Source organism: Lysinibacillus sp. NPDC093190 (assembly GCF_050280425.1).
Taxonomy (GTDB): Bacteria; Bacillota; Bacilli; order Bacillales_A; family Planococcaceae; genus Lysinibacillus.
On sequence record NZ_JBNNVG010000021.1, the window covers coordinates 41,750 to 63,861 of the forward strand.

Below are 22,112 nucleotides of genomic sequence, written 5' to 3' on the forward strand. Positions count from 1 at the left end.
GTCAAAACCCTTGATATGAAAGGGTTTTGACACTTTTTTGATTTCATCTGATTTCAATGGATTTCATTCAAATCTAGTCAATTTCTAGTCAAAACTAAGTCAAAAACTTAACCTTCTAAATAGCTAACAAACTTCTGTATAGCGCCTTCTTTCGCCTTTTTCGTGACGTGTGTATAAATGTCTAAAGTAGTTTTTACATCAGAATGCCCAAGTCGATCTTGAACTTCTTTAATGCTCGCACCAGCTTCGAATAAAAGTGAGCAGTGCGTATGACGTAAACCATGTGGTGATACTTTCTTCAAATTGTATTTGTTTTGAACACTATACATCCACTTCTGAACTTGACCAGGCTGTATAAAATCGTTTTTTGTATTACTAAACATCAATTGATTTTTCTTCAGCGTATTGATGCCTAACTTAATATATTGCTGCTTTTGGAGCTTATTCCATTCTTTCAAAATCGATAAAGTTGTTTCATCTAATTTGATCGTACGAGGTTTACCAGTCTTAGTAGTTTTCAAATAAAGCTGCGTTTGTTTACCACGTCCGATAGCTTTATTAATAGTTATCTCGCTTTCCACAAAGTTCACATCATTCCATGTTAAAGCTAATGCCTCGCTTTTACGCATGCCTGTATAAGCGATTAAACGGAATAGCGCATATGCGTTATAGTTGAGGTGATCTTTTGCTTTCTCTAAAAATGAAATTAACTCTTCCTTCGTATAAAAGTTTTCATTTTCATCTTCAGCACTCTCCATAAAGGTTTTCTTAATTTTTGTCTCAACATGAGTGAAGGGATTCGTTTGAATAAAGCCATGCACAATAGCGAAATCCAATACTTTTTTAGCATAAGATTTAATCGTACGAGCCTTTTTAACCTTTGATGCCCATTCATTGTAATGTTTTTGACAAATAGCAATCGTAATTTTCTCGATACGATAACTTCCCATAGAAGGTAAGATATGATTTTTAAAGTAGCCGACTGTTTTAACAAATGTACTTTCTTCAACAGTTTTTTCGTATTGAGTGATCCAAAGATCATATACTTCCTGATATGTCTCCGCGCTTTTTTGTTTGTAAGTGCCTTCAGAGACTTGAAGTTTGATACGTGCTAAAGCAAGCTCAGCTTCTTTTTTCGTTTTAAAACCTCTACGGGTAGTACTGCGAGCTTTACCTGTAAGCTCGTCTACACCTAAATAAACTTGGAACTTATATAACGTTTTACCATCTTTGTTTTGATAACTTTTGATGGGTGAAGAATTGTTTTTAGTCATAGTGATCCTCCTAATATCGTTGCGGGGGCAAGATATAAAGAGAGGATTGATCCTCACAGTTATAATATATAATTTAACTGTGGAAAAATCCTCTCAAAACATCTTAAAAACTATATTCTTCTAAAAAACGATCTATTTCTTTTTTTGAAACTCGTTTAATACCTTCTAGTTCAAAAACTTTTAAGCCTCTGTGGCGGAATTTGATGAAGGTGTTATAGGAAACGCCGGCATACTTGGCAGCTTCTTTAAGTGATAACCACATTTTATCTGAATTAATTTGCATCAATAACTTCCTTTCTAAGTGCGATACCTTTATAACCATGTCTAGGGGTAGAATCATTATTTAGTCGGAATTTAGAAGATACTATACCTAATTCTAAAAGGTAAATCTCTCTATCTTTTTTTAGAACGGGTTTAATTTGATTTTGTATACAATATTTTTCGTAATATTTTTCTAAATTCCTTTTATAAATTCTTCCATCTGGGTGTTGAATACAATTTTGCTCAATAAATTTAACAAAACTATTTTTAGATGGATAATATGTTTCTATTATTGATTCTTCAATATCAATTTTGGTGAAAATATGATTATTTTTAACCCATCTTTTTAACCCTATAACTGACCATTGGGCAATGTAATCAAGTTCAAGTAACAATTTGTTAATTAACTCTGTATCCTGTTTTTCTCTAGGTATGGGATTTAAAAATGGAATAATTACTAACCTTTCAATGAAAGCTTTTGTTTCATGATATTTTTTAATTGTAGGTAGCTGATTTCCAGCAAATATAATGGCTGCTTCATTAACCATTTCAAAAGGTTGTCCATAAAGTTGACGTGTAGAAAATCGATCGTTTCCAGTGAGCTTTTTTAAAGAATCTAATCTAGTAAGTGTAATATCAGAAACTTCACCGCATGTATTCATCCTTTTACCGATTAAATTAGATAAGAAATCATCTTTAGTTAGTTGTTCGAAACTATAGTTAGAAACGTGTTTCTCTCCAATCAACTTTTCTAACAGTTTTAAGATAATTGATTTTCCGGTATCTTTTGGTCCGTATAATATAGGTAAACATTTTATATTTCTAATTTCAGAAATAACGTAACCAAAGAGTTCTTGGATTCGATAATATATTTTCATATCACATTTAGTAATATCTTTCAGGAATTTTTCAAAAATTTCGCCATAATTGGGATTCATTTTATAATCAGCATGAATCTTTGATGTGAAAAATATATTTGGATCGTGTTGAATTTTGATATTGTTCTGAAAATCGAAAATATAATTATTAAAGCAGACATAGGATAGTTTACGGTGAATACTATCTTCATCAATCTCTATATTTGGGGATGATTTAATCCATTGAATAATTTCAATGATAGTATTTTTTGATATTTTACCCTTGATGTCTGCGGGGACATTTTGACGAATAAATTTATCAGCAATATGTTCAAATCTTATATAGTAAGACATGCTTTGATTCCAAACATAAAGAACATCTTGATATAACTTGAATCGAAAATTCTCTAAAAAAGGTCAGCTATATCTGAATTTGAAATAGTTCGTGCAGATTTCTTATTAGTGTCAGGATCCGAAATATTCTTCGGTCTTAACGAATTCGGATTTACATTTAGTTTTTCAGATTTAATTTGATCATTAGAATTCAGTCCGTCCAAATAACAGAGATTCTCATTAAATAAGGGGAGGTTATCTGATATATCTGGAGGTTGAAGAATAACCGGTTCTGAAAATAAATGTAAATCTTTCTGTACCTCAAGAGGTATAGATACGAATTCCTCAGTAAAATATCTGTTATCAAACTCGATCTTTTTACTCATTTAAAGTTTCCTCAGATATTGAAATTTTCTTATCAAATAATGTTCGTAAATTCTCTGATAACTCGATCGGTAATAAATTTAGTAATAAAGCTCTATTATAATAGAGTTTATTTAAAGTATTCCCGTTGTAAACTTGAGAAATTGATTTAACGGGCCTTCAACGAATGAAAAAGAAAATACGAGAAATTACCTCTAGAAAGATGCCATTTCCAATGGAATACCGTATCAAGAAATTAAACCAATATCTAATTGGATGGTGTGGATACTTTGCGCTCGCAGATACACCTTCAATATTCAGCAGATTAGACAGTTGGATTAAAAGGAGGTTGCGAATGTGTCTTTGGAAGAATTGGAAGAAACCCCGAACCAGAGTCAGAAATCTCATTCGTTTAAAAGTTCCATACGGAAAAGCATACGAATGGGGAAATACCCGAAAAGGGTACTGGCGCATTTCAAAAAGCCCCATATTACACAGAACCCTCGGCAATTCCTATTGGGAGAGCCAAGGGCTGAAAAGTCTGCAAGCTCGTTACGAAACTTTGCGTTATTCATCTTAATTGAACCGCCGTATACGGATCCGTATGTACGGTGGTAGGAGAGGACGGAGGTTAATCACCTCCTCCTACTCGATTAATGGAGTCATAATGTTGAGTAAATAGAGAAGTATGCTATTTGTCAATCAGTTTTATCATCATATTTAAACAATTTTCGATATTTGAAAAGGAATAGAAGTAATAGTTTGTCATTGTATGTTAAAATATTTGGGGAAATATATATATTTTAACAGGTGCTGGGTGGGGGAAATATAAAAGATGGCTACTAACGAATTAATCATTTTCAAAAAGGATACAGATGCTCCTGGTTCTAATAGAGGTTTTGTTTATCAGTATCTAAAAACGTTGCTGCTTTGGTTGGATAATTATAAAAAAAAGAGGGATATTACCATATATTGTGAAGTGGACGATGACATAAAGGAAATTAATTTAATAGAACAGACAGTCAGGTTCACCCAATTGAAATGTTATTCATCGGCTTTGAATATAAATAGTGAGGAGATAAAAAAGTCTTTTTATAATTATTTTCTCTTGCATATGATTTACGAAGGATATGAAGGGGAGTATGTATTTGAAACAAACACACATATCTCAAAACGAGATACTGTTATTGAAAAGTGGATGGAACACCAAGGAGACTTAGATGCAAATCAAGAAATACAAAAACTCTGTATTTCTAAGACAAAGGAAATATTACTTGAAGTTTTTGTTGATGAAAAAGAATCTATGGAAAATGCGATTCAAAAGAAGATAGAAACACGTCATGAGAAAATTAAAAATGCAACTTCAGAAAGTGGAGAAGTGCTAATAGAAATTGAGAATCTGAATAAAGAACTTAATGTTCTTCAGAATCTTTCGATAACTTTTGAGGGCAAAATTGATGATGATAAAATTATGGAAGACTTTACAAATCGGATAACATGGATATTTGAAAGTATAGATGCTGTTCAATCTATTGAAGTGTTAAGACAACAGGTGCATGATGCATTAAAAACATTATCGACAGATGAGAGTAGAGTAGATATATATTTCGCTAGATTACTTACGGAGATTAATTTCAAAGCTGTAAAAGAAAAAAGAGAGCAAAGGTATCTTGATAATAAATTATTAGGAAGCATTCTCAGTGAAACAGATGATGTTGTTCGCTTAGGCATTGATAAGGAAGTATTAAAAGAGTTTGACATACTTGGGATAAAAATAAATCAAGGATTTTCTGAAGTTAATCAAAATATTTCTGAATCTGAAAATAGAATTAGACAAGATATAGATTCTTTGGGAGTACGACTTGAACATCAGCTTCAATCTACTTCAAGTGATGCAGAGTATCATTTGTTTGAGATGCCGATAGTCGAACCTGAAGAAGTAGAAGAATTTATCAAACAAGAAAATAATGAGGAACAAAGTAAGCTAGAGATGAAATTTCATAAAATTGAAGGAATTGATGAAGAGAGCAGAAATAATTTGCTACAGACAGCCACTGAATTGAGATGTAGGTACTTGCTGTATTTACAAAGGCTTGGTTTTCAAAATTTCCATCGAGAGTATTATGAAATTAAAAAACTAGAGAAGAAAGTAGAAGATATTTGTAATGATGCTGTTTTAGAGTTACAAATGGATAATCAAATTACTTCAGCAATATTTTATCTTAAATTCAAAAAGGAACTTAAATTAGCCTTAGAGGAATTTAATAAACTAGTAAAAATTAAGAAGTTTGTTGTGGACATTGATGTCGTACATGGTCAAATGTTTCATATGGCTGCGAAGTGCTTCTTAAGATGGCATAGGGAAGGGTAAGGGAATTATGGAGAAAAAGGAAAGTTCGACGGAGGATTTTTTTGATATATTAATTAAAAATGAAGTAGTTATGGAAACAGCACCATTAGATGAACAAAAGGAATATATTCAACCTGATGACGATTATGATTTTCATGCCTATAGAATTTTACTTTTGATTCGAATATGCGGCATTATTAATGAACCATTTTTTAGTCACTTCACCATATATGGAAGAGGGAAGTTTTCGTTCTTTGACTTTCTCATCCGATATCCTTTTTATTTAAAACGAGTCATTGATATTGAAAGAAAACCCAAGCTGTTAGATAATTTAAAACTTAAATCATTTGAAACGGAAAGAGCGCTTTCGCCAATGATTAAATATATTCGAGGACCTTGGGACCATCGCTATGATGCAATTTTGAATTATATGGTGAGCAAAAGTTTGATTAAAGTTGAATTTAATAATTTCAATAAAAGTAAAAAAGCAATGTGCTTAACTTTAACAGAACTTGGAATTCAAATTTCAGATCAAATAATAGAAGAAGAACCTGTTTGGGTAGATAGGATGGAAATAATTAATGCTATCTTTCCTAAAAATGCAACAAATGAAAGAATAGATGCATATATAAGAAAGCATTTTCCATCATTAATACTTGGAATTGAAGGTGAGTAGAAGTGTTTATTGAAGCAGTAAAAATAAGAATTATAGCTGAGAGCGGTAATAAGTATGGCCGTTACCTTAACTTTTTGGTGGATAACGAAATAAGTGAAGTTAATATGATTTTTGGTAAGAATACCTTGGGGAAATCTACACTTGTCGAAAGTATTGTATATGGCCTAAATGGTGAAGCCATTTATGGAAAGAAGCAAAGAGAAATTATCAATTTTAAATTGTTATTAAAGAAATTTATGAATGAAAAACTCGAACATGCTGAAATTTATTTACAATTACAAAGTAATGGAAAGCGGGTTGTCGTATTAAGAGATGCTATTGAGAATAACGAACCAGTTATTATTTTTAAAAATGTTTCATTAGAAGAGCATGATACAGGGATGACATTAGATGATCGTGCAATTGAAAAAGATTTTTATAAAATTAACAAAGATAAAAATATAGTTGGAAATTTAACATATCAAGAGTTTTTATTTTCTTTTTTAGATATGGAACCAATTCGTAAAGTAAGCGAAGATTTAGTGGAAGATACTGAAAGTGAAGATGAGCGATTAATTTTTTATATTCAAAACTTATTACCCCTTTTTGTTGTATCGCAAGAAGCTTGGACTGATATTCAGGCGACAAATCCAAAGTATGAAATTGCAGATATAAAGAAAACAGCATTTGAATTTTTACTAGCCCTTTCTTGTACGGATGTTGCAAAGTATAGACATTCATTAGAATTTTATAATTCACAATTAAGGCAAAAGATGAATTCTTTAAAGGATTTACAAGAAGTAGTGCAATTATTGTCTCACGTCGAATCAAAACAAATAGATCAAGAAATTATAGATAAGAAAAACGAAGTAATTGACCTTCAAAAGAACATTTCAGAATTGGAAAAAGGAAATCATTTAGTCGATAATGTCCTAAAAGAAATCCGCTCTAAATATCGTCATATTACTATGGTAGCCAAGAGACATGAAGAATCGATAGAATTACTGGAAGCTGAAATATCCCAATATCAGTATTACATAACCAAAATTGAATCGGATATTGAGAAAAATGATAAGCTTAAAACTGCAAAAAAATTAATTGGAATTTTACCTATTGAGACATGTCCAAGATGCTTAAATGGCATAAAAATCCAGGAAAAAGAAGAATTGACTTCTGGATGTTGTGATTTATGTGGTTCGGAATTAAAAAATGTAAATAATACCGTCCAAACTCTGCAATACCTATTGGATGAACTAAAAGATTTTAAAAGATTAATGGAGAAGAAGGAAGATGCAAAAAAAGAAATAGCAAACAAATTGTTCTTAGCTCGTTTGGAATTAAAAGAGTTGAGAAAAACAATGGACAGTTATGAAAACCAACTAAAACCGCAAAGTATGGAACAATATAATTTCTTTTCAAGAGAAGTTGGTCGAATAGAAAATAGCATTAAAGAATTAGAGAAAGATAAAGAAGTTTTGAGAAAATATGAAAATATTGCTAATGAAAAAGATAATATTGCTACTAAAATAAAAGAGTTGAAAAAGAGTATTAAAGATGCAAAAGCAAGTGAGGATTTAGATAAAGAAAAACTTGAAACCTTTGAAAAGGAATTCAAAGATATTCTCTTTAAATTAGATTTTCTAAAAGATGGTTTTGATACTTCTAAAGTAGATAATTTAGATAAGTCAATTAAGGAAAAAGGAAAAAAGGATAAGGATATATCCGTTATAACTCGAATATACGAACAAATAAAGATAGATAGAGAAGACTATTATCCCAAAATTGATGGAGTCAATCTGTACAACATTACTTCAAGTAGTGGATTAATAAGAATTATTTTGTCTTATTATTTGGCTTTATTGAAGACTGGTTTAATATATTATAATTCCGCAAATCATCCATACCTATTAATATTAGATGAACCAAGACAGCAAAATTTAGATTTGGATACGTTCAACCAATTTTTAAATGAATTATACCTATTAAAAAAAGAATATCCTAAACAATTACAAATAATTGTAGCTTCCTCAGAAGAAGGAAATATAAAAAAAGAAGATATTAGGTTGTATTTAAACAAAGTAGATAATAAATTAATTAAAGAGATTATTGAAGAGTAAATTTAAATGTGAAGTAAATCAAAGTCATAAATAAGAATGTAAGTTGAAAGATATTATCAGGAAAAGTTACGTTTAAATTGATTCTAGTAAAAAAATGGAGTATGTATTTTTTATATTTCGTAAAGTTTAAACGCAGCAGTCCCGATATAGGTAGCTTCTGTTACGTTTATTCCATTATTGGAGCCAAAAACGAGGATTGCTTAGTTAATAACTGATATTGTCCGTTTGATTTTAACTAATTAATATTGAAATTAGAATAACGTTGATTACAATAATGGGAGAAAATAGCGAATTTTGAAGTTATGATTAGGTGTGTATGTTATCTGTTTATTAATCAAATACAAATTGATCTAAAAACATTGGCTACCATAGCCCATACTTTATGCCTCTTAGATAACTATGGTGAAGAGTATCATAATTAAATGTGTTTTTTGTGAAAAACAGAAACGGCACTTTCCAAATTGTATGGAAAGTGCCGTTTTGATTAGATGAATATTCGTTGCATGAAGGGGTTCGTATTAAAATTTCAGTTATGATTATTTGAAGTATCATGAAGGTTCTGTGATTTTTAGATAAAATACTGCTAATTAATCAGATGATTTACAGACATAAATTATCGGATTAATTGTTTTAGAGCTTGTAAAAGATATTACATACTATGAAAAAAGTTTAAGGAGTTCGATTTAGATAGTTTGAAAAAAGCCCCTACACTATAAAAAAGTGTAGAGGTACTTGTATTACATATTTTCAAATATAGACATCTGTTTTTTAACGGTATGATCATCTTTTTTGCTAGACTTTTTAACTTCAGTTTTCTTTTCGATGTCATCCATTATTTTTCTAATTTCATTCAAAGTGATTTTTTCTATCATTGCTTTATCAATACCAGCAGATAAGGCATTGATGAATAGCGTATGGAGTTGATTTTCTAGTATATTGGATAGCTTAGTAGTGGAGAAAAATACTTCCTTTATACTATTAAATTCTACAGAACTGTTTTCACTTTTTAGTTTTTCAACACCTTCACTACTACCAATAACGTATAGTGATGACCATTTAAATTTAAGGTTTTCTAGAACACCTTCCCAAGTGCCGCTTTTTTTTGTGCCTGAAATTTTTGCTGAAGCTACTAAAGTTACATCTCCTGTAGAGTGTATAAATTTATTTCGTTGCATTGCATAGGGACCTGTAAAACGTGCATTTATAGGCTGTGTAGACATAATAAGTAATTGTCCATTTTGAATATACTGGCGAACTTCTTTATTTCTACTCCATTGAGACAGGCCGTCTGAAGGGAAAATAACAGCTTTGCCACCAGCTTTTAAAGCAGCGTTAGTAGCGGTACTATCAACTCCTCGAGCACCACCGGAAATGACTAGGACATCATTATTGGCCGCATCTTCACAAATATTTTCTACATTGTTTAATTCTTCTGGTAAAGCATCTCTAGCTCCAACGACACTTAAAGCATGAGGTGAATTCAAAATGTTTAAATCACCTATATAATAGTAAAAAGCTGGTCTTTGATTAAGTGATAATTTTTTTAAACGTTTTGGCATATAAGAACGAAATACTACATTGTATCCTTGATTTAAGGCTTCCTCTAATTCGATCATCGAAAAGCCAAGTTTTTGACGTTGCTCAACTTTTTTAATGATTTTTGTTTTTTGAGAAGTTGTTGCTTCAGTTAATACGTTCATTAGTTCACTAGGGCTACAGTTTAATAGAAACTCAGGTTCTAAATTATTTTGTGCTAAAGATTTCACAGTTGCATTCCATTCAAGAATTGTAAATGCTGTAGTTTTGGTATGTGGAAGTAGGGCGCAAAATAAATATGTTGCTAGCTCATTATTTGAAAAAGGCATAAATAACTCCTTTCTTAGTCACTACCACTAGTATCAGAAATTGCAAATGGTGTAACTTTGACATTATTATAGTTAGTGGCTATCATTTCAGCGCCAATTGCAAATGTCCATTTAGAATCTACGAAATCATCTACTAAAAGAATGTGTTTATTTGATAAATCAATCTGACTATTAATATATAGATAGTTTCGAATATTGGCTTCTTGATGTTGAGTATTTAAAAATGCTTTTTGTTCAGGTTCATCTGGCTTCTTTGCTAAAATGTGCGCATACTCACATTTTAATGCTTTAGCTAGCGATTGTGCAAACTGTGGAACAAGTAATGATCTGCGGTTAGATGGAATTGGTACAATAACTACATCATCCCAATTCAATTTGTTTTTATAAAAGTAAGTTTTCAATTTTTTTGAAGAAGCTTCGATTAAAATATTTGAAAAAGCTTCATTGATATATTTACCTCTTCGGGCTTCTTGTCCTAATTCTTCATGGTAGTAACTTAAAGCAATTCCCGTTTCGGATACATAAGCAAGATTTCCATGACCTGGAAGGACTGATTTTTTACGTGGTTCAATTAAAATAAATTGATTATTAAAGAAATCCTGAACCTTATCTTTTTCAATAGTTGTAACAGTATCGATAGTGTGAGTCCATGGATTTAAACAGTTGCTACATTGTCCACAAGGTTTTGAAAAAGGATCATCTAAAGATTTAGTGATAAACTGCATCAGACACCCATGGTCATTTTGATATGCTAAAAGCTCATTGTATTCCTTTATTTTCATTTGAATAACAGATTCATAATAATTTTCTTGTGAAAAATATTGTTTAGGTGTTCGATAATAATTACTGCCGTCTTTCGCTATAATACCCTCGATAGATAAAAGTTTTAATATTTGCTTTAATATTCCGCTTTTAATGTTAATATTTGCGGATAAATCACTTATTTTAGCCTCGTTGCAAGTATTTAAGTAAGAAAGTACTTGCTCGATATCTTCTTGTTTGGGGAAAGAATTATAAATGAAATATTCATTGATACTTGTTTCTTCCTCGCCTCCATATAAAAGAATACAGTAGGAGTCGCGAATATTACGACCTGCCCGTCCTATCTGTTGATAATATTCAATCATAGACTTTGGCGTGTAGTAATGTATGACAAAGCTAATATCGTCTTTATCAAATCCCATACCTAAGGCAATGGTTGAGACGAGAACTTTTAGTTCATTATTAATTAGCTTTTGTTCAAGTTCAACTTTTACATCTTCGCTAAGACCACTATGATACGGATAAGCAGCAATTTGATTTGATTGTAACCACTGTGCTAGACGTTCACATTCTTTAATTGTTGTTGCATAAATTATTCCAGATCCAGGAAAAGAAGCGATGTTTTTTGAAATCCAAGAATACTTTAGTTCTGTTGTAGGTAAATGAATTTTATGTAGCTTTAAAGACTTTCTTTGTAAAGGACCACGTATTACTTCACAATCACCTAGCTGTTTAGCAACGTCTTGAATAACACGATTGTTTGCTGTTGCTGTTGTTGCAAGAACTCCAATATTGCTAGGCAAACTATCTAATAACTGTTTGATTCTTCTATAATCTGGTCTAAAATCATGCCCCCAGTCTGAAATACAATGGGCTTCATCTACTACAAATAAAGCGATTCTTAATTGACTAAGTAATCGAATGAATTCTTCTTTTTGTAATTGTTCAGGTGTAATGAATAAAACATCACATTGACCACTATTACAACGATTAATAACTTCTATGCGCTCAGCTTGTGTTTTATTTTGCTGACCATTTATACTTTCAGCTGTAATATTATACTTTGCTGTGCTTTCTATTTGATTTCGTGCTAGGGATAAGAGTGGACTAATAATGATGGTCACACCCTCCCCACGCTGACGGAGTATTTTTGTGGCCAAGAAATATACAAGACTTTTTCCCCAACCAGTTTTTTGTACAACCAATACTCGTTCTTTATTAATCACTTTTCGTACTGCTAATTGCTGAAATTCATCCCTAAAGGTAGCTTGATCTCCAAAAACTTCAGTTAATTTAGTCTTTAAAATCGGCATATTTTGCCCTCCTAGTTATATTGATTCAAATCACTTAAAATTATAACAAATTTTGTTAATTTAAAGGTAATTATAACCTCGGAAAATTTATTTTTGTATAATTTATAAGAATTTTAAGTGCAGTAAGGATTTTTTTACTCTATAAATGATAGGTTATTCTAAGAGGGAATTTGAGTGAGTATAAAAGTAAATTGAGAGAATTAGTCATTTTGTGTAAATGAACAAGACTGCAAGAAAGACTACCATTTTTGAGATTACTGAAGTTTTTCGAAACCATTTATAGCAACGATTATTTCTAGACTAGCAACATATTTTATGATTATGAAAAATATGATTGTAATGGCGATATCAATCAATAGAAAGTTTCACATTAATTGCGTAGGGAAAGAGATATGGTATATTAAAAATGTTCTTTTTGTAATAAGGAAAAAAATGTTAAGTGAAAATCAGCACAATTATAAATGAAAAAGCTGCTTGATTTGTTCAAGCAGCTTTTTGTTATGAGTGCAACTTATTTATATATGGATTATTTTCAGTATGCATTTGGCTAGAATTCTTTACGGCTGCATTTGAATATAATATAAATTTCGTTGTATTACAAATACTCATCAGGGTAAATGTCGACATTTAATAGAGGGATTTTAATAAATGGCCCTCCAAAAAATTATAGTACCGGTATTTTTAATTCATGAATGAACAAATCCCAGGTACCTTTTAATATTGGTTTATTAGGAACATAAATAATCGTAGCATCACGGCCACGTGTTAGAAGCACTCGATAGGCATTAATTTTCATTTGTTGTGGATTTTTAGCACCAGTTTTAGTGTAGTTGCATTGCCATTGTCCATTATGCCAGTATAAATCTTCATCCCAATGTACGATAGCTGTATCTAACTCAAGGCCTTGTGTTTGAAATTCAGTTGCAGCATAGCGTAATTCTTTACAGTAATAATCGCTATTCGGATAATTAAAATAAGCTGTCGCAGGTTTTGGTAGCATATTACGTCCACCGAATGGAACTACTGGAATATGTTTTGAATGGTCTGCACCAGAAGCACATAAAATTCCAAATGTTTTATTATCGCCTGTATATAAGTTTCGCAGTTGTTCTTTTGCACGCTGTAAGTCGTTTGTCACGAAAATAGGATAACGTTGTTGTTCCAAGGGTTGCTTCAACAGCTGAGCATTTTCAATATCGTCATCAAGCAACGCATTCACAAAAGCATAATATTTGAGCGCGGCATGTGAACGTAATGAACAGTTTAGATGTAAGTGTTCATGTTGTTCATAGCGTTCAGCGTTCTCAAATAAAAGGTTTTCGTGCTTTGCATGAACGGTAATACCCTGGTTTTGAATCGCCGTATTCCACAAACTTAATCCACTTTCCTCACCTAAATGGATTTCTTGTCCATCACCAATTAATCCAATGACAACACTCCAAGGTTTATTCGCTTTTGCAATTTGAATAATGACATCTGGTTCGCTTAAATGGCTATTCATTTTTTGTGCATCCCAGGCGCGTTGGGCTTCGTCAAAAATGATAATTTGCTCATGAGGCGTTTTACCGTGTTGCAAATAATCGCGCTTATAACTATAAAGTGATTGAACAAACGTTTTATTGTTGAGCGTATCTTGTAATACTTCAACTAATGGACCGTTGCCTGAGAGATAAATAGAATTTGGCGTTGCATGTGCGATCTTTAAGCCTAAAAAGGTTTTCCCAGCACCAGGTTCACCCGAAACTAATATGAGATGGTGCGTGTTTGTTTGCTGCGCTTCCTCAATAACGGATTGGATCGTATTATATACATCATCAAAGTTACTGCTATCAACTGCTTTAATGCGCGGTAAGTCTTTATTGTTTAAAATGGCACGTGCCGCTTCCAGCATAGAGGGGGAGGGTTGATATGTACCTTCTAAAAATTGATCTGCTGAAATTGTATTGTTCGTGCTTCGTTTAATAAGCCCATTAATTAATTTGCATAAGCTATTTTGAGATGCTAAGTACACTTGGAACTCATTTTTTGGTAACAGTGTACCACTTGAATGGTTTGTCAGTAGTAATACACCTGTTACTTTGAGTGAATGCTTCTGTACGGTCGAATGGTAATGTTCGATATCACGAACATACAGGGAAGTTTGTAAATATTCCGAAGCACTAACGGCGTTATAGCTTTTACACTCAATGACAAGTACGTGTCCAGGAAGTAGCAAAAGTACATCTGGACGACGACCACTGCCACGTAAAATAGAATATTCAAAAATGAGCCAGCCATCAAGAGTATTGTAGTTGTGGAAAATTTGCTGCAACTTTTCGAAGCAGTCTTTCCACGCTTTTTGCTGTGATTGAATTTTTTCTTGTTCCTCATGCCATTGCTGTGAACTGAGTGAACCATATACATAAGAAGTTAATGTTTGAACAAAGTCGTGTAATGAAAGTTGTAGGAATTCTCTGATTGTGCCTTTCCAGCCATAGTTCAATGTGATCACCATCCAGTTAATAGAATAATTAAAATAGCGAGTTTTTCATCTGACACCATAGTCCAATGTTTTCCATCATTATACAATGTATTTAATAATAAGGATAAATAATATTTTGGGAGGTTATTTCATGACAATGACACGTTCGTTAGCAATAAATGAAGTTGTAAATAATCAACAGCTTTGTGAGGTGTTTTTATGTGCGCCGCAGGGAGGAATGCGTAAGTCGAATAGTACTAATACTTTGACGCTTATTTCGGATAAGAAGAAGCTTTATGATGATAAGGTTGAAGATGATATCTATCATTACACAGGAATGGGCCAGAGTGGCGATCAGAAGATGAGCGGTCAAAATTTTACGTTAGCGGAATCAGATAGTAATGGAGTGGAGATTCACTTTTTTGAGGTAATGAAGCCAAGAGAATATACATATCGCGGACAAGTAGAGCTTGCGGGGGAGCCATATCAGGATCAACAAAAAGATCAAGATGGCAGACAGCGCCTTGTATGGATTTTCCCACTGCGCTTAATGGATAGCAAAGCGAAGTTTTCGAAACTACCATCAGCTACGCATGATAAGCAAGAGCTACAAGAAGAATTTCGAGGAGTTCAGCAAGTTGAAAATCTACCCATATCACAAACTGAAAAAGAACGTTTGATCAAATCACGTATAGGCCAGGGAAAGTTTAAAAAGTTACTGATTGAACGTGAGTGTAAATGTGCATTATGTGGGGTATCAGATCCGCGCGTTCTAATTGCGAGTCATATTAAACCATGGAGTGCTTCGACAAATGAGGAGCGACTTGATGTGAATAATGGATTATTACTTTGCCCGAATCATGATGCATTGTTTGATAAACATTTAATTTCGTTTGATTTAAATGGAAAGATTGTGATATCTCATTCTTTAGATGAAACAGCTCGTGTATTTTTGAATGTAAACGATGCTTTGCGAGTTATGTTAAATGAAAAGCAGTTGAGTTATATGGAGGGGCATTACCAAAATTTAATTAATGCTATAAAAATTCAATGAATCAAAGTAGGTGTTTTATATGAATCTAACCGTAAATCAAGCAGTTTGGTTAGGGGCAGCAATGATAACGTATGAACGATTTAAAAATAATGAAGTAAAATCTATTGATGATATTGCGCTTGTTCAAACGGGTATTAGAAAGAGAGCACAAAGTTTAACAGTTAATAATGTGGATAGTGCGAGGATTTCCCAGCATTTTAACGCGGATCATCAAAGCAATACACAAAATTATTTTAGAACGATGAAGGAAAAAAAAGAAGGTTAAGTTATCCAGGAGAGTGGGAGGGGAAAAAAGAAAGACCGGATTTAAATTTACAAGATTGAGCATTGTGACACCAAGTGAAGTTTTTAAAACTTGCGGCATCTATTCTTGGTGCACTTATAGGTATAAAAAAATGGGCGAAATTAAAAAAAGTTGTGCTATAGGAGCTAATGAAATTTCGCCCATTATCTGATGGGTGAAACATAGACCAATATTTTTATATAATGTATAATTTTATATAAATAAGGTTTTTTATACAGATACAAATTTTTTTTTGCTATCTAAAATTAATTTTGTTTTTTAATAAATCTAAAGTTTATATCCATCAAATCGGTTTGTAATGATCATTTCTTCAATAATTGAAGGATAAGAACTAACGTAACTTTAAAATGAAAGAAGAGATAATAATGAGTTTAAATTTAAATGACAGGAAATCAACTGATGTCAAACATTCAATAGCTGGTTTTTATTTCCAACTCTTAATTGCCTGTAAGGAGCTTGTTTCAATCTCTGAGCAGTTTTCAGAAGGCTACGTCGGAGTCGAATATGGTGCAGATATTAGAGTTAACAAGGGTGATGATAGTTACATTGAGGCTAAGTTCTATAAGAATGATTATTTTACAAGATATAGTGAGGCTATTAGGCATACAATATTTAATTTTTATAATACATATCTGGAGTCGGTGAATCGTGTCGGTGAATCGTTTATTCTAAATACCAATGTTCCTATATCTAACAGTAATTTGGACTTCTTTAAAAACTGGAATAACAGTACTTTTCCTGAACCACTTGATTACATTAATTATATTAAGGATTGTTTAGTCTATGAGTATTTAGAAAAAGAGCCTTTTAAGGGAAAATATGCAACATTTAAAAGAAAATACGAAAATGATAATCCACATCTTAAAAGTCCTAAGGTCAAAATTGCTTTGATTAACTATTTACATGAAAATCCAAAGGACTATGCTTTATATATCCCAAAAGAGAACCTTTTAGATGATATAACAATACTTGAATTTGCAAAAAAAGTAAGTTTTGATTTCCCTGCAGCAAAAATAGAGAAATATAACAGTGTTATTCGGTTAAATAATGATATTGAAAATAAATTAACGAAACAATTTCCTGGTTTCGATTCTAAGCAGTATTCAAATATCCGTTACTTAATAATGAATGCATTTCTAAATACAACCACGAGCGCGACAAAGCATGTATTATACGTGAATGAGTTAAGTGATATTGTAAAAGGCCATAAAGATGCAATAAATGATCTGATTGAAAATGATTCGCTTGTAAAGACTATGAAAGAAATTGAAACTGAATTAATTAAGTATGAAAATAAACTAATAAAAAAAGGATTTTCTGATCAATTAGAACATATTTTAAAAGTATTAGGTGCATGTACTGAACAATGGATTCAGGAAATACGTTTACATGGAGAGAAGAAAGTAAATAATCGTTTTATTATGAGTGCGGAACATTCATATCCATTAAACATATTGGATCTTTTTAAAGCTATGGCAGAAATTTCTTCCTCCTCGGAATCTAATCTTGGGGATGTTGAACTAATTGATTTAGAGGGAATTAACAATATTGGCTTTAATGGTTTTGGGGATTTTGTATTAAGAACAACCCCTTCTTCTAGTGATAGGGAAGATGAGGAAACCTTAATTACTTCTTTTATAGAGCATAGTTTACGGGAGTCAGAATATATAAATGCTATAGGGGATGAAACAATAATTTTCGAGAATTCTTGTAACATATGTAAATATGACAAGAAAAGTATAGAAGAAAATATTGTAATTGATATTGCAAGACCTTACGGTACTTTAATACAACAAGGTTTATTCCAATCGTTTGAATACAAGTGTACTTCATGCTTAAAACTATTGACTCAAGACGGTGACTGTGCTTTTGCAAATAGCTTTAAGAAAGGAAAATAATAATGGATGAATTAATAAAAGAGTTGGGTTTAATCAATAGTGTGTTATTTGAAGAATTACCAAATTGTAGAATTTGTAATTTAGATAAGGATAAAATCCTGATAATTTGTGAAATAAAATTGTTAAAAGATATAGATACGGTAATCACACGATTGCCAGGGCTTAGAAGAAAAATGATGGATAAAATTAATAATGTGAATAATATATTTAAACAAAAAAGATCAAATTTAGAAGACATCCTTAAAACAAAAGATATGATTTCTAAACTTAATACTGAGCACCAACAAGTTCTTTCTCAGGTAAAAAAACTGTTAATTGAGAATCCTGATATAAATAATTGTCCAGTGTGCTTAAACGATGATTTTTCAGATATTAAATATGACATTAAAAACATTAATAACTGGAAATCTAATTTAAGTGTTTCGGATAAAATTTTAGCAATTATTGATTCTACCTTTGCCTCAGGGAATATCGAAATTGAAGGAATAAGTATTAAAGAGAAGGAACTTATAGAGGAAATAAAAATAATTCAAGAATCACTAAAGCAACAAGTATTCGATCAATTATTAAATAAATTGGATAATATAAGAAGTGATTTCAACTCATTGTTCCAAATAGTGGAGAATGAAATTCGTAAGAAAATTAATGGATTTGATGCCAATGTTCAAAAGCATCACAAAGAGATTGATTTAATTTCAAACAAGAATAATAAACTAATTGAATCAATAAATATATTGTTCGGAAAAGGTGTAACACCAAAGTTAATTGAAAAAGATAAATTAGAGGAATTTATTAAAAATAAAGAAAATTGGTTTAAACTTAATAGTGAAAAGTTGGATATATTAAAAAGTACTGTTTCCCTAACAGAAATCGAAAGTGAAATCGCTCTTCTAGTGGAGGGGAATATTAATCAATATACTGAGGAAGGTATAATAGCTACTATCAAAAAAATTAATGATATAGATGATGTTATTAATAACATTTCACAAAAATTTGATGAGATAAGTAAGTTTAAACTTCCTGCTATATATGAAGAAAATTTAAAAGAATATAATAATTTATCAGATAAAGTAACAAGTTTATCTCAAAAGAAAATAGATTTAGAGGTATATCGCAAAGAAATAACTGAAATCCATGGAAGGTTACTAGGTCAACAAAAACGTGTAGTAAAAGAACGGTTAGAGAAACATCCAATCATTAGTTGGGTGTATGAAACTATTAATCCACATCCGTTCCATAAAAAGTTACATATTACTAATACGGAAAGAGGTACAAATTTCATCGGAGAAACACAACTAGGTGATAAAATAGATCTTTATTTAGATCAGATGTTCAGTGCAGCACAATTAAATATTCTCGCTTTAAGTATCTTTTTGGGATTGGGGTTAACTCAAAAGTATAGTAAACTACAACAATTGTTTTTAGATGATCCAATTCAAAGTATGGATGATGTGAATATTCTTGCTTTAATTGATGTTATTAGAGCAATAATGGACTCTCGTTATAAGGATAAACATATTGTGATATCAACTCATAATGAAGATTTTGCGCAGTTAGTGGCAATAAAAATGAGAAATCGAGGTGTAGTTCAATATAATATTACGGGCTATACTGAGGAAGGTCCAAAAGTAGTGAAAATAAAATAAAATTATAAATATAATGTACCCTTTTTTTGTAAAAAACCAATAAGAAACTGCCTCAAAGGAAAGAAATTAAAAGGCGATTTTAATCAAATTTTATTATAAAAGATTTTAAATAACTTTTAAAAGCCTTACTACATATCAAATGTAGTAAGGCTCTTTATGTGCGCCCGGCATGCGTATGAACTATATGGTGTGAGTCCCGGAACCCCGAAGACAGAAGTAGAGGTTAGACAAGAGCAAGGGTGTCCGTGGCGACACGGAATCTGAAGGAAGCTGGAGGCAAAACACCGGTCCGAGGAACACGAATCTCATATAAGGCTAGGTATGATTGGATGAGTGTGCCTAACAACACAAAGTCCTTTCTGTCGAAGGTCATATCGAGTAAATGAGGCGGATAGATGGTGTGAAAGTGCATACGCTTACCCGGGGAGGTCTGATGGAAGCGTGAAGTACCCTTCTTAACCTACTTGATGACAAGTAGCTGAACCATCAGAAGTCAGCCGAGGTCATAATACGATTGGGTCTAGAACTAATCGGAAGGACCGAACAATTAAGAGAGAATAGCCCTTGGCATTCCATCTTGAATGAATAAACCCAGAAAACAGAGAAACCTCACGCTTAGAAAGTAATGGTGAAGTCCATGAGGTTATTTGCGGAGGGTGTAGTTCAAGTGGGCATAAGAAGACAAGCTATTCACGAAAAGGAACGAAATGACGATGTTGAATCAAATTCTAGCACGTCTGAATATGATACAAGCATTAAAGCGAGTGGAAGCGAATAAAGGAGGACATGGAGTAGACATGATGCCCGTACAAACCTTACGTCAGCACATCCTCAAAAATTGGGAATCCATTAAAGCGCAAATTCTAACGGGAACCTATGAACCGTAATCAGTACGTCGTGTCGAAATCCCGAAACCAGACGGCGGTGTGAGTCTATTAGGAATACCAATCGTGACAGACCGTTTGATTCAACAAGCTATATCGCAACCTTGCGTTACTCATTTTAATTGAACCGCCGTATACGGATCCGTACATACGGTGGTGTGAGAGGTAGGGAGTTAATCACTCCCTCCTACTCGATTTCATCCTATGCTAAAATAATCTTTTGTGTTAATTCACCCAGGAATTGTTCCTGTGGGCTATTATCTCTGTACAACGTATCGTCCTTTAGCTGGGACAAAATATGGATGAAATCCTCATCTTTCATTGGTAAAATAAGATTTTTATTGTCTTTGTAATAATCTGCGCATCTTTGTATAAGAATCTCTTCATTCTTGCAATTTCTGAATACCATGAAACCGACTTTCCCTCTATTGGGAGAAAATCTTCCATTCAGTTGATCAAGTTCAGGGTTAGCTACATCTTTTGTATAATTTTTACATTCCACAAAAATATAGGCTGATGGTATATCTTTCACGGACTGTAAGTTATAGAAGTAACCTTCCTGCGCCGCATTATTATAAGCAAGGTCAATTCGTTTTCTTCCCTGGTGAATCTCCTGTTCTTTTACTGGATTAGTTAAACTTGGATAGAATAAAAAATTCATACAGGCAATAATATGATTGTGAAATTTATCAGCATCTCTTGTTCCAGTGTTAATCTCGGTGAACTCGTGAATTAATCGATTAATAATGTCTAGATAAAGATCATTACCGTGATCTTCTAGTATTTCTTCATTAGTTAGAGAGGATAATTTTTGTTCTGCGCTAGCCTTAAACCTATCAAAGTATTCAGGATGTTGCCTAGTAAAGCGCCGTAAATAATTTTTGCTATATGCATTATATTTTTTTGCAACATCTTCTTTAACTATGCTTACCTTTGTTTTACCATTCTGTAGTTTTCTTCGCTTTACCAAATTCGTATTTAACCTTAATTCTTCACTCACTAAAAAATTTAATACAAAGTGTCGTGCATATTGTGCAGAATCATAATAGAAACCTTTTTTTCTACAAACAATAGACTTTGGAACCAGTAAAATGGGTTCATCTTCTATAACGAGCATTTCCTCATAACTTGAAGTCCATTCTAAAGTGACGGGATTCCAATACTCTTTTGTTGCAACTTGCTGTTGTAGCGGGATGCCATACAATTCACATTGATTTTTTGTATATTCAATTAAATGTTTACGAATAACATTTGTACATAAATCTGATATTTTATCGTGGGATATATTATCTACAAATATTTTAATTTCATTAACGCTAGAAATTAAACCATCTTCTAAACCACCACTATCAATGATATGCTGAAAAAGTTTAGTAGCATCTGCTTCACCTAAACTTTTTCCCTTTACTCCTTCCCTCGATAAACCAAGACATGTCTCGTAGGGTTCTGTAAATTTGAAGTTATGCTGTGCATCAGCTACTTTCCCGTTTTTAAACAGAGTTAGTATATATTGAAAAAAAGATTGGAGCGTTGCATTCGCTTCTTGGGACCACCTATCTTCTCTAATAGAAAGAAAGTATGGGTCTAAGAACAGAGGCATATCATTGTTAAAATCAATATCGACAAAGTCTAATTCATTTTGTTTTCTATTTAATTTAAAGTATTCACTTATTTTCATGCTTTTTCCCCATCCTAGTATATTAAATATATTGTAT

At 32.1% G+C, this 22,112-nt stretch carries 14 protein-coding genes and 2 pseudogenes; 9 read left to right on the top strand and 7 right to left on the bottom strand.

The features are described from left to right. Positions 1-107 precede the first annotated feature (107 nt). The 3 genes from ACQKOF_RS16440 to ACQKOF_RS16450 all read right to left on the bottom strand — a co-directional run bounded on the left by ACQKOF_RS16440 (position 108) and on the right by ACQKOF_RS16450 (position 2,746). On the bottom strand, positions 108-1,274 hold the full coding sequence (locus ACQKOF_RS16440; RefSeq protein WP_427559199.1) for a tyrosine-type recombinase/integrase: 1,167 nt from the start codon (positions 1,272-1,274) through the stop codon (positions 108-110). A 103-nt stretch (positions 1,275-1,377) separates the two neighbouring features. Next, a complete protein-coding gene (locus ACQKOF_RS16445) occupies positions 1,378-1,557 on the bottom strand; it encodes a helix-turn-helix domain-containing protein (RefSeq protein WP_427559203.1) in 180 nt (59 codons plus the stop codon). Beyond that, positions 1,547-2,746 carry a DNA primase family protein gene (locus ACQKOF_RS16450; protein ID WP_427559206.1) on the bottom strand — a complete coding sequence of 400 codons (1,200 nt, stop codon included), beginning with the start codon at positions 2,744-2,746 and terminating at the stop codon, positions 1,547-1,549. The genes ACQKOF_RS16445 and ACQKOF_RS16450 overlap by 11 nt, the downstream gene beginning before the upstream one ends. A 520-nt stretch (positions 2,747-3,266) precedes the next feature. Here ACQKOF_RS16450 and ACQKOF_RS16455 point away from each other — a divergent pair. The 4 genes and pseudogenes from ACQKOF_RS16455 to ACQKOF_RS16470 all read left to right on the top strand — a co-directional run. Continuing rightward, positions 3,267-3,668: pseudogene (locus ACQKOF_RS16455) on the top strand (group II intron maturase-specific domain-containing protein); the annotation flags it as partial. Between the two features lie 255 nt (positions 3,669-3,923). After that, complete coding sequence (locus ACQKOF_RS16460; RefSeq protein WP_427559208.1) at positions 3,924-5,459, top strand: hypothetical protein; 1,536 nt, start codon at positions 3,924-3,926, stop codon at positions 5,457-5,459. A gap of 7 nt (positions 5,460-5,466) precedes the next feature. After that, the gene (locus ACQKOF_RS16465; RefSeq protein WP_427559211.1) at positions 5,467-6,114 is read left to right on the top strand and encodes a hypothetical protein; all 648 of its coding nucleotides are present in this window, start codon (positions 5,467-5,469) and stop codon (positions 6,112-6,114) included. Between the two features lie 2 nt (positions 6,115-6,116). Then, entirely contained in the window at positions 6,117-8,210 is a 2,094-nt protein-coding gene (locus tag ACQKOF_RS16470; RefSeq protein WP_427559213.1) for a hypothetical protein, read from the top strand. A gap of 737 nt (positions 8,211-8,947) precedes the next feature. Here the strand turns inward: ACQKOF_RS16470 and ACQKOF_RS16475 are convergent. From ACQKOF_RS16475 to ACQKOF_RS16485, 3 genes are all read right to left on the bottom strand, one after another. Further along, positions 8,948-10,075, bottom strand: a complete 1,128-nt coding sequence (locus tag ACQKOF_RS16475; protein ID WP_427559216.1) for a DNA-processing protein DprA — start codon at positions 10,073-10,075, stop codon at positions 8,948-8,950. 14 nt (positions 10,076-10,089) lie between these two features. Continuing rightward, a complete protein-coding gene (locus ACQKOF_RS16480) occupies positions 10,090-12,150 on the bottom strand; it encodes a RecQ family ATP-dependent DNA helicase (RefSeq protein ID WP_427559219.1) in 2,061 nt (686 codons plus the stop codon). Between the two features lie 664 nt (positions 12,151-12,814). Beyond that, positions 12,815-14,641, bottom strand: coding sequence for a DNA/RNA helicase domain-containing protein (locus ACQKOF_RS16485; protein WP_427559222.1), 1,827 nt, complete (start codon positions 14,639-14,641; stop codon positions 12,815-12,817). 121 nt (positions 14,642-14,762) lie between these two features. Here ACQKOF_RS16485 and ACQKOF_RS16490 point away from each other — a divergent pair, with 121 nt between their 5' ends. The 5 genes and pseudogenes from ACQKOF_RS16490 to ACQKOF_RS16510 form a co-directional block, all read left to right on the top strand. Further along, positions 14,763-15,665: an HNH endonuclease gene (locus tag ACQKOF_RS16490; RefSeq protein WP_427559225.1), complete on the top strand. Its 903-nt coding sequence runs from the start codon at positions 14,763-14,765 to the stop codon at positions 15,663-15,665. 19 nt (positions 15,666-15,684) lie between these two features. Beyond that, on the top strand, positions 15,685-15,930 hold the full coding sequence (locus ACQKOF_RS16495) for a hypothetical protein (protein ID WP_427559227.1): 246 nt from the start codon (positions 15,685-15,687) through the stop codon (positions 15,928-15,930). Positions 15,931-16,334: 404 nt separating this feature from the next. Then, positions 16,335-17,867 (top strand): hypothetical protein, encoded by a 1,533-nt coding sequence (locus ACQKOF_RS16500; protein WP_427559230.1) that lies wholly within the window; start codon positions 16,335-16,337, stop codon positions 17,865-17,867. A 2-nt stretch (positions 17,868-17,869) separates the two neighbouring features. Next, entirely contained in the window at positions 17,870-19,513 is a 1,644-nt protein-coding gene (locus tag ACQKOF_RS16505; protein ID WP_427559232.1) for a hypothetical protein, read from the top strand. A 713-nt stretch (positions 19,514-20,226) separates the two neighbouring features. After that, a pseudogene (locus tag ACQKOF_RS16510) lies at positions 20,227-20,499 on the top strand (group II intron reverse transcriptase/maturase); the annotation flags it as partial. Between the two features lie 100 nt (positions 20,500-20,599). Here the strand turns inward: ACQKOF_RS16510 and ACQKOF_RS16515 are convergent. Further along, the gene (locus ACQKOF_RS16515; RefSeq protein WP_427559235.1) at positions 20,600-22,075 is read right to left on the bottom strand and encodes a hypothetical protein; all 1,476 of its coding nucleotides are present in this window, start codon (positions 22,073-22,075) and stop codon (positions 20,600-20,602) included. Positions 22,076-22,112: the final 37 nt, after the last annotated feature.

Coding starts and splice junctions, on each gene's coding strand:
- ACQKOF_RS16500 (WP_427559230.1), top strand. CDS start 16,335: ATGAGTTTAAATTTAAATGACAGGAAATCAACTGATGTCAAACATTCA.
- ACQKOF_RS16465 (WP_427559211.1), top strand. CDS start 5,467: ATGGAGAAAAAGGAAAGTTCGACGGAGGATTTTTTTGATATATTAATT.
- ACQKOF_RS16450 (WP_427559206.1), bottom strand. CDS start 2,746: ATGTCTTACTATATAAGATTTGAACATATTGCTGATAAATTTATTCGT.
- ACQKOF_RS16445 (WP_427559203.1), bottom strand. CDS start 1,557: ATGCAAATTAATTCAGATAAAATGTGGTTATCACTTAAAGAAGCTGCC.
- ACQKOF_RS16495 (WP_427559227.1), top strand. CDS start 15,685: ATGAATCTAACCGTAAATCAAGCAGTTTGGTTAGGGGCAGCAATGATA.
- ACQKOF_RS16505 (WP_427559232.1), top strand. CDS start 17,870: ATGGATGAATTAATAAAAGAGTTGGGTTTAATCAATAGTGTGTTATTT.
- ACQKOF_RS16440 (WP_427559199.1), bottom strand. CDS start 1,274: ATGACTAAAAACAATTCTTCACCCATCAAAAGTTATCAAAACAAAGAT.
- ACQKOF_RS16460 (WP_427559208.1), top strand. CDS start 3,924: ATGGCTACTAACGAATTAATCATTTTCAAAAAGGATACAGATGCTCCT.
- ACQKOF_RS16480 (WP_427559219.1), bottom strand. CDS start 12,150: ATGCCGATTTTAAAGACTAAATTAACTGAAGTTTTTGGAGATCAAGCT.
- ACQKOF_RS16515 (WP_427559235.1), bottom strand. CDS start 22,075: ATGAAAATAAGTGAATACTTTAAATTAAATAGAAAACAAAATGAATTA.
- ACQKOF_RS16475 (WP_427559216.1), bottom strand. CDS start 10,075: ATGCCTTTTTCAAATAATGAGCTAGCAACATATTTATTTTGCGCCCTA.
- ACQKOF_RS16490 (WP_427559225.1), top strand. CDS start 14,763: ATGACAATGACACGTTCGTTAGCAATAAATGAAGTTGTAAATAATCAA.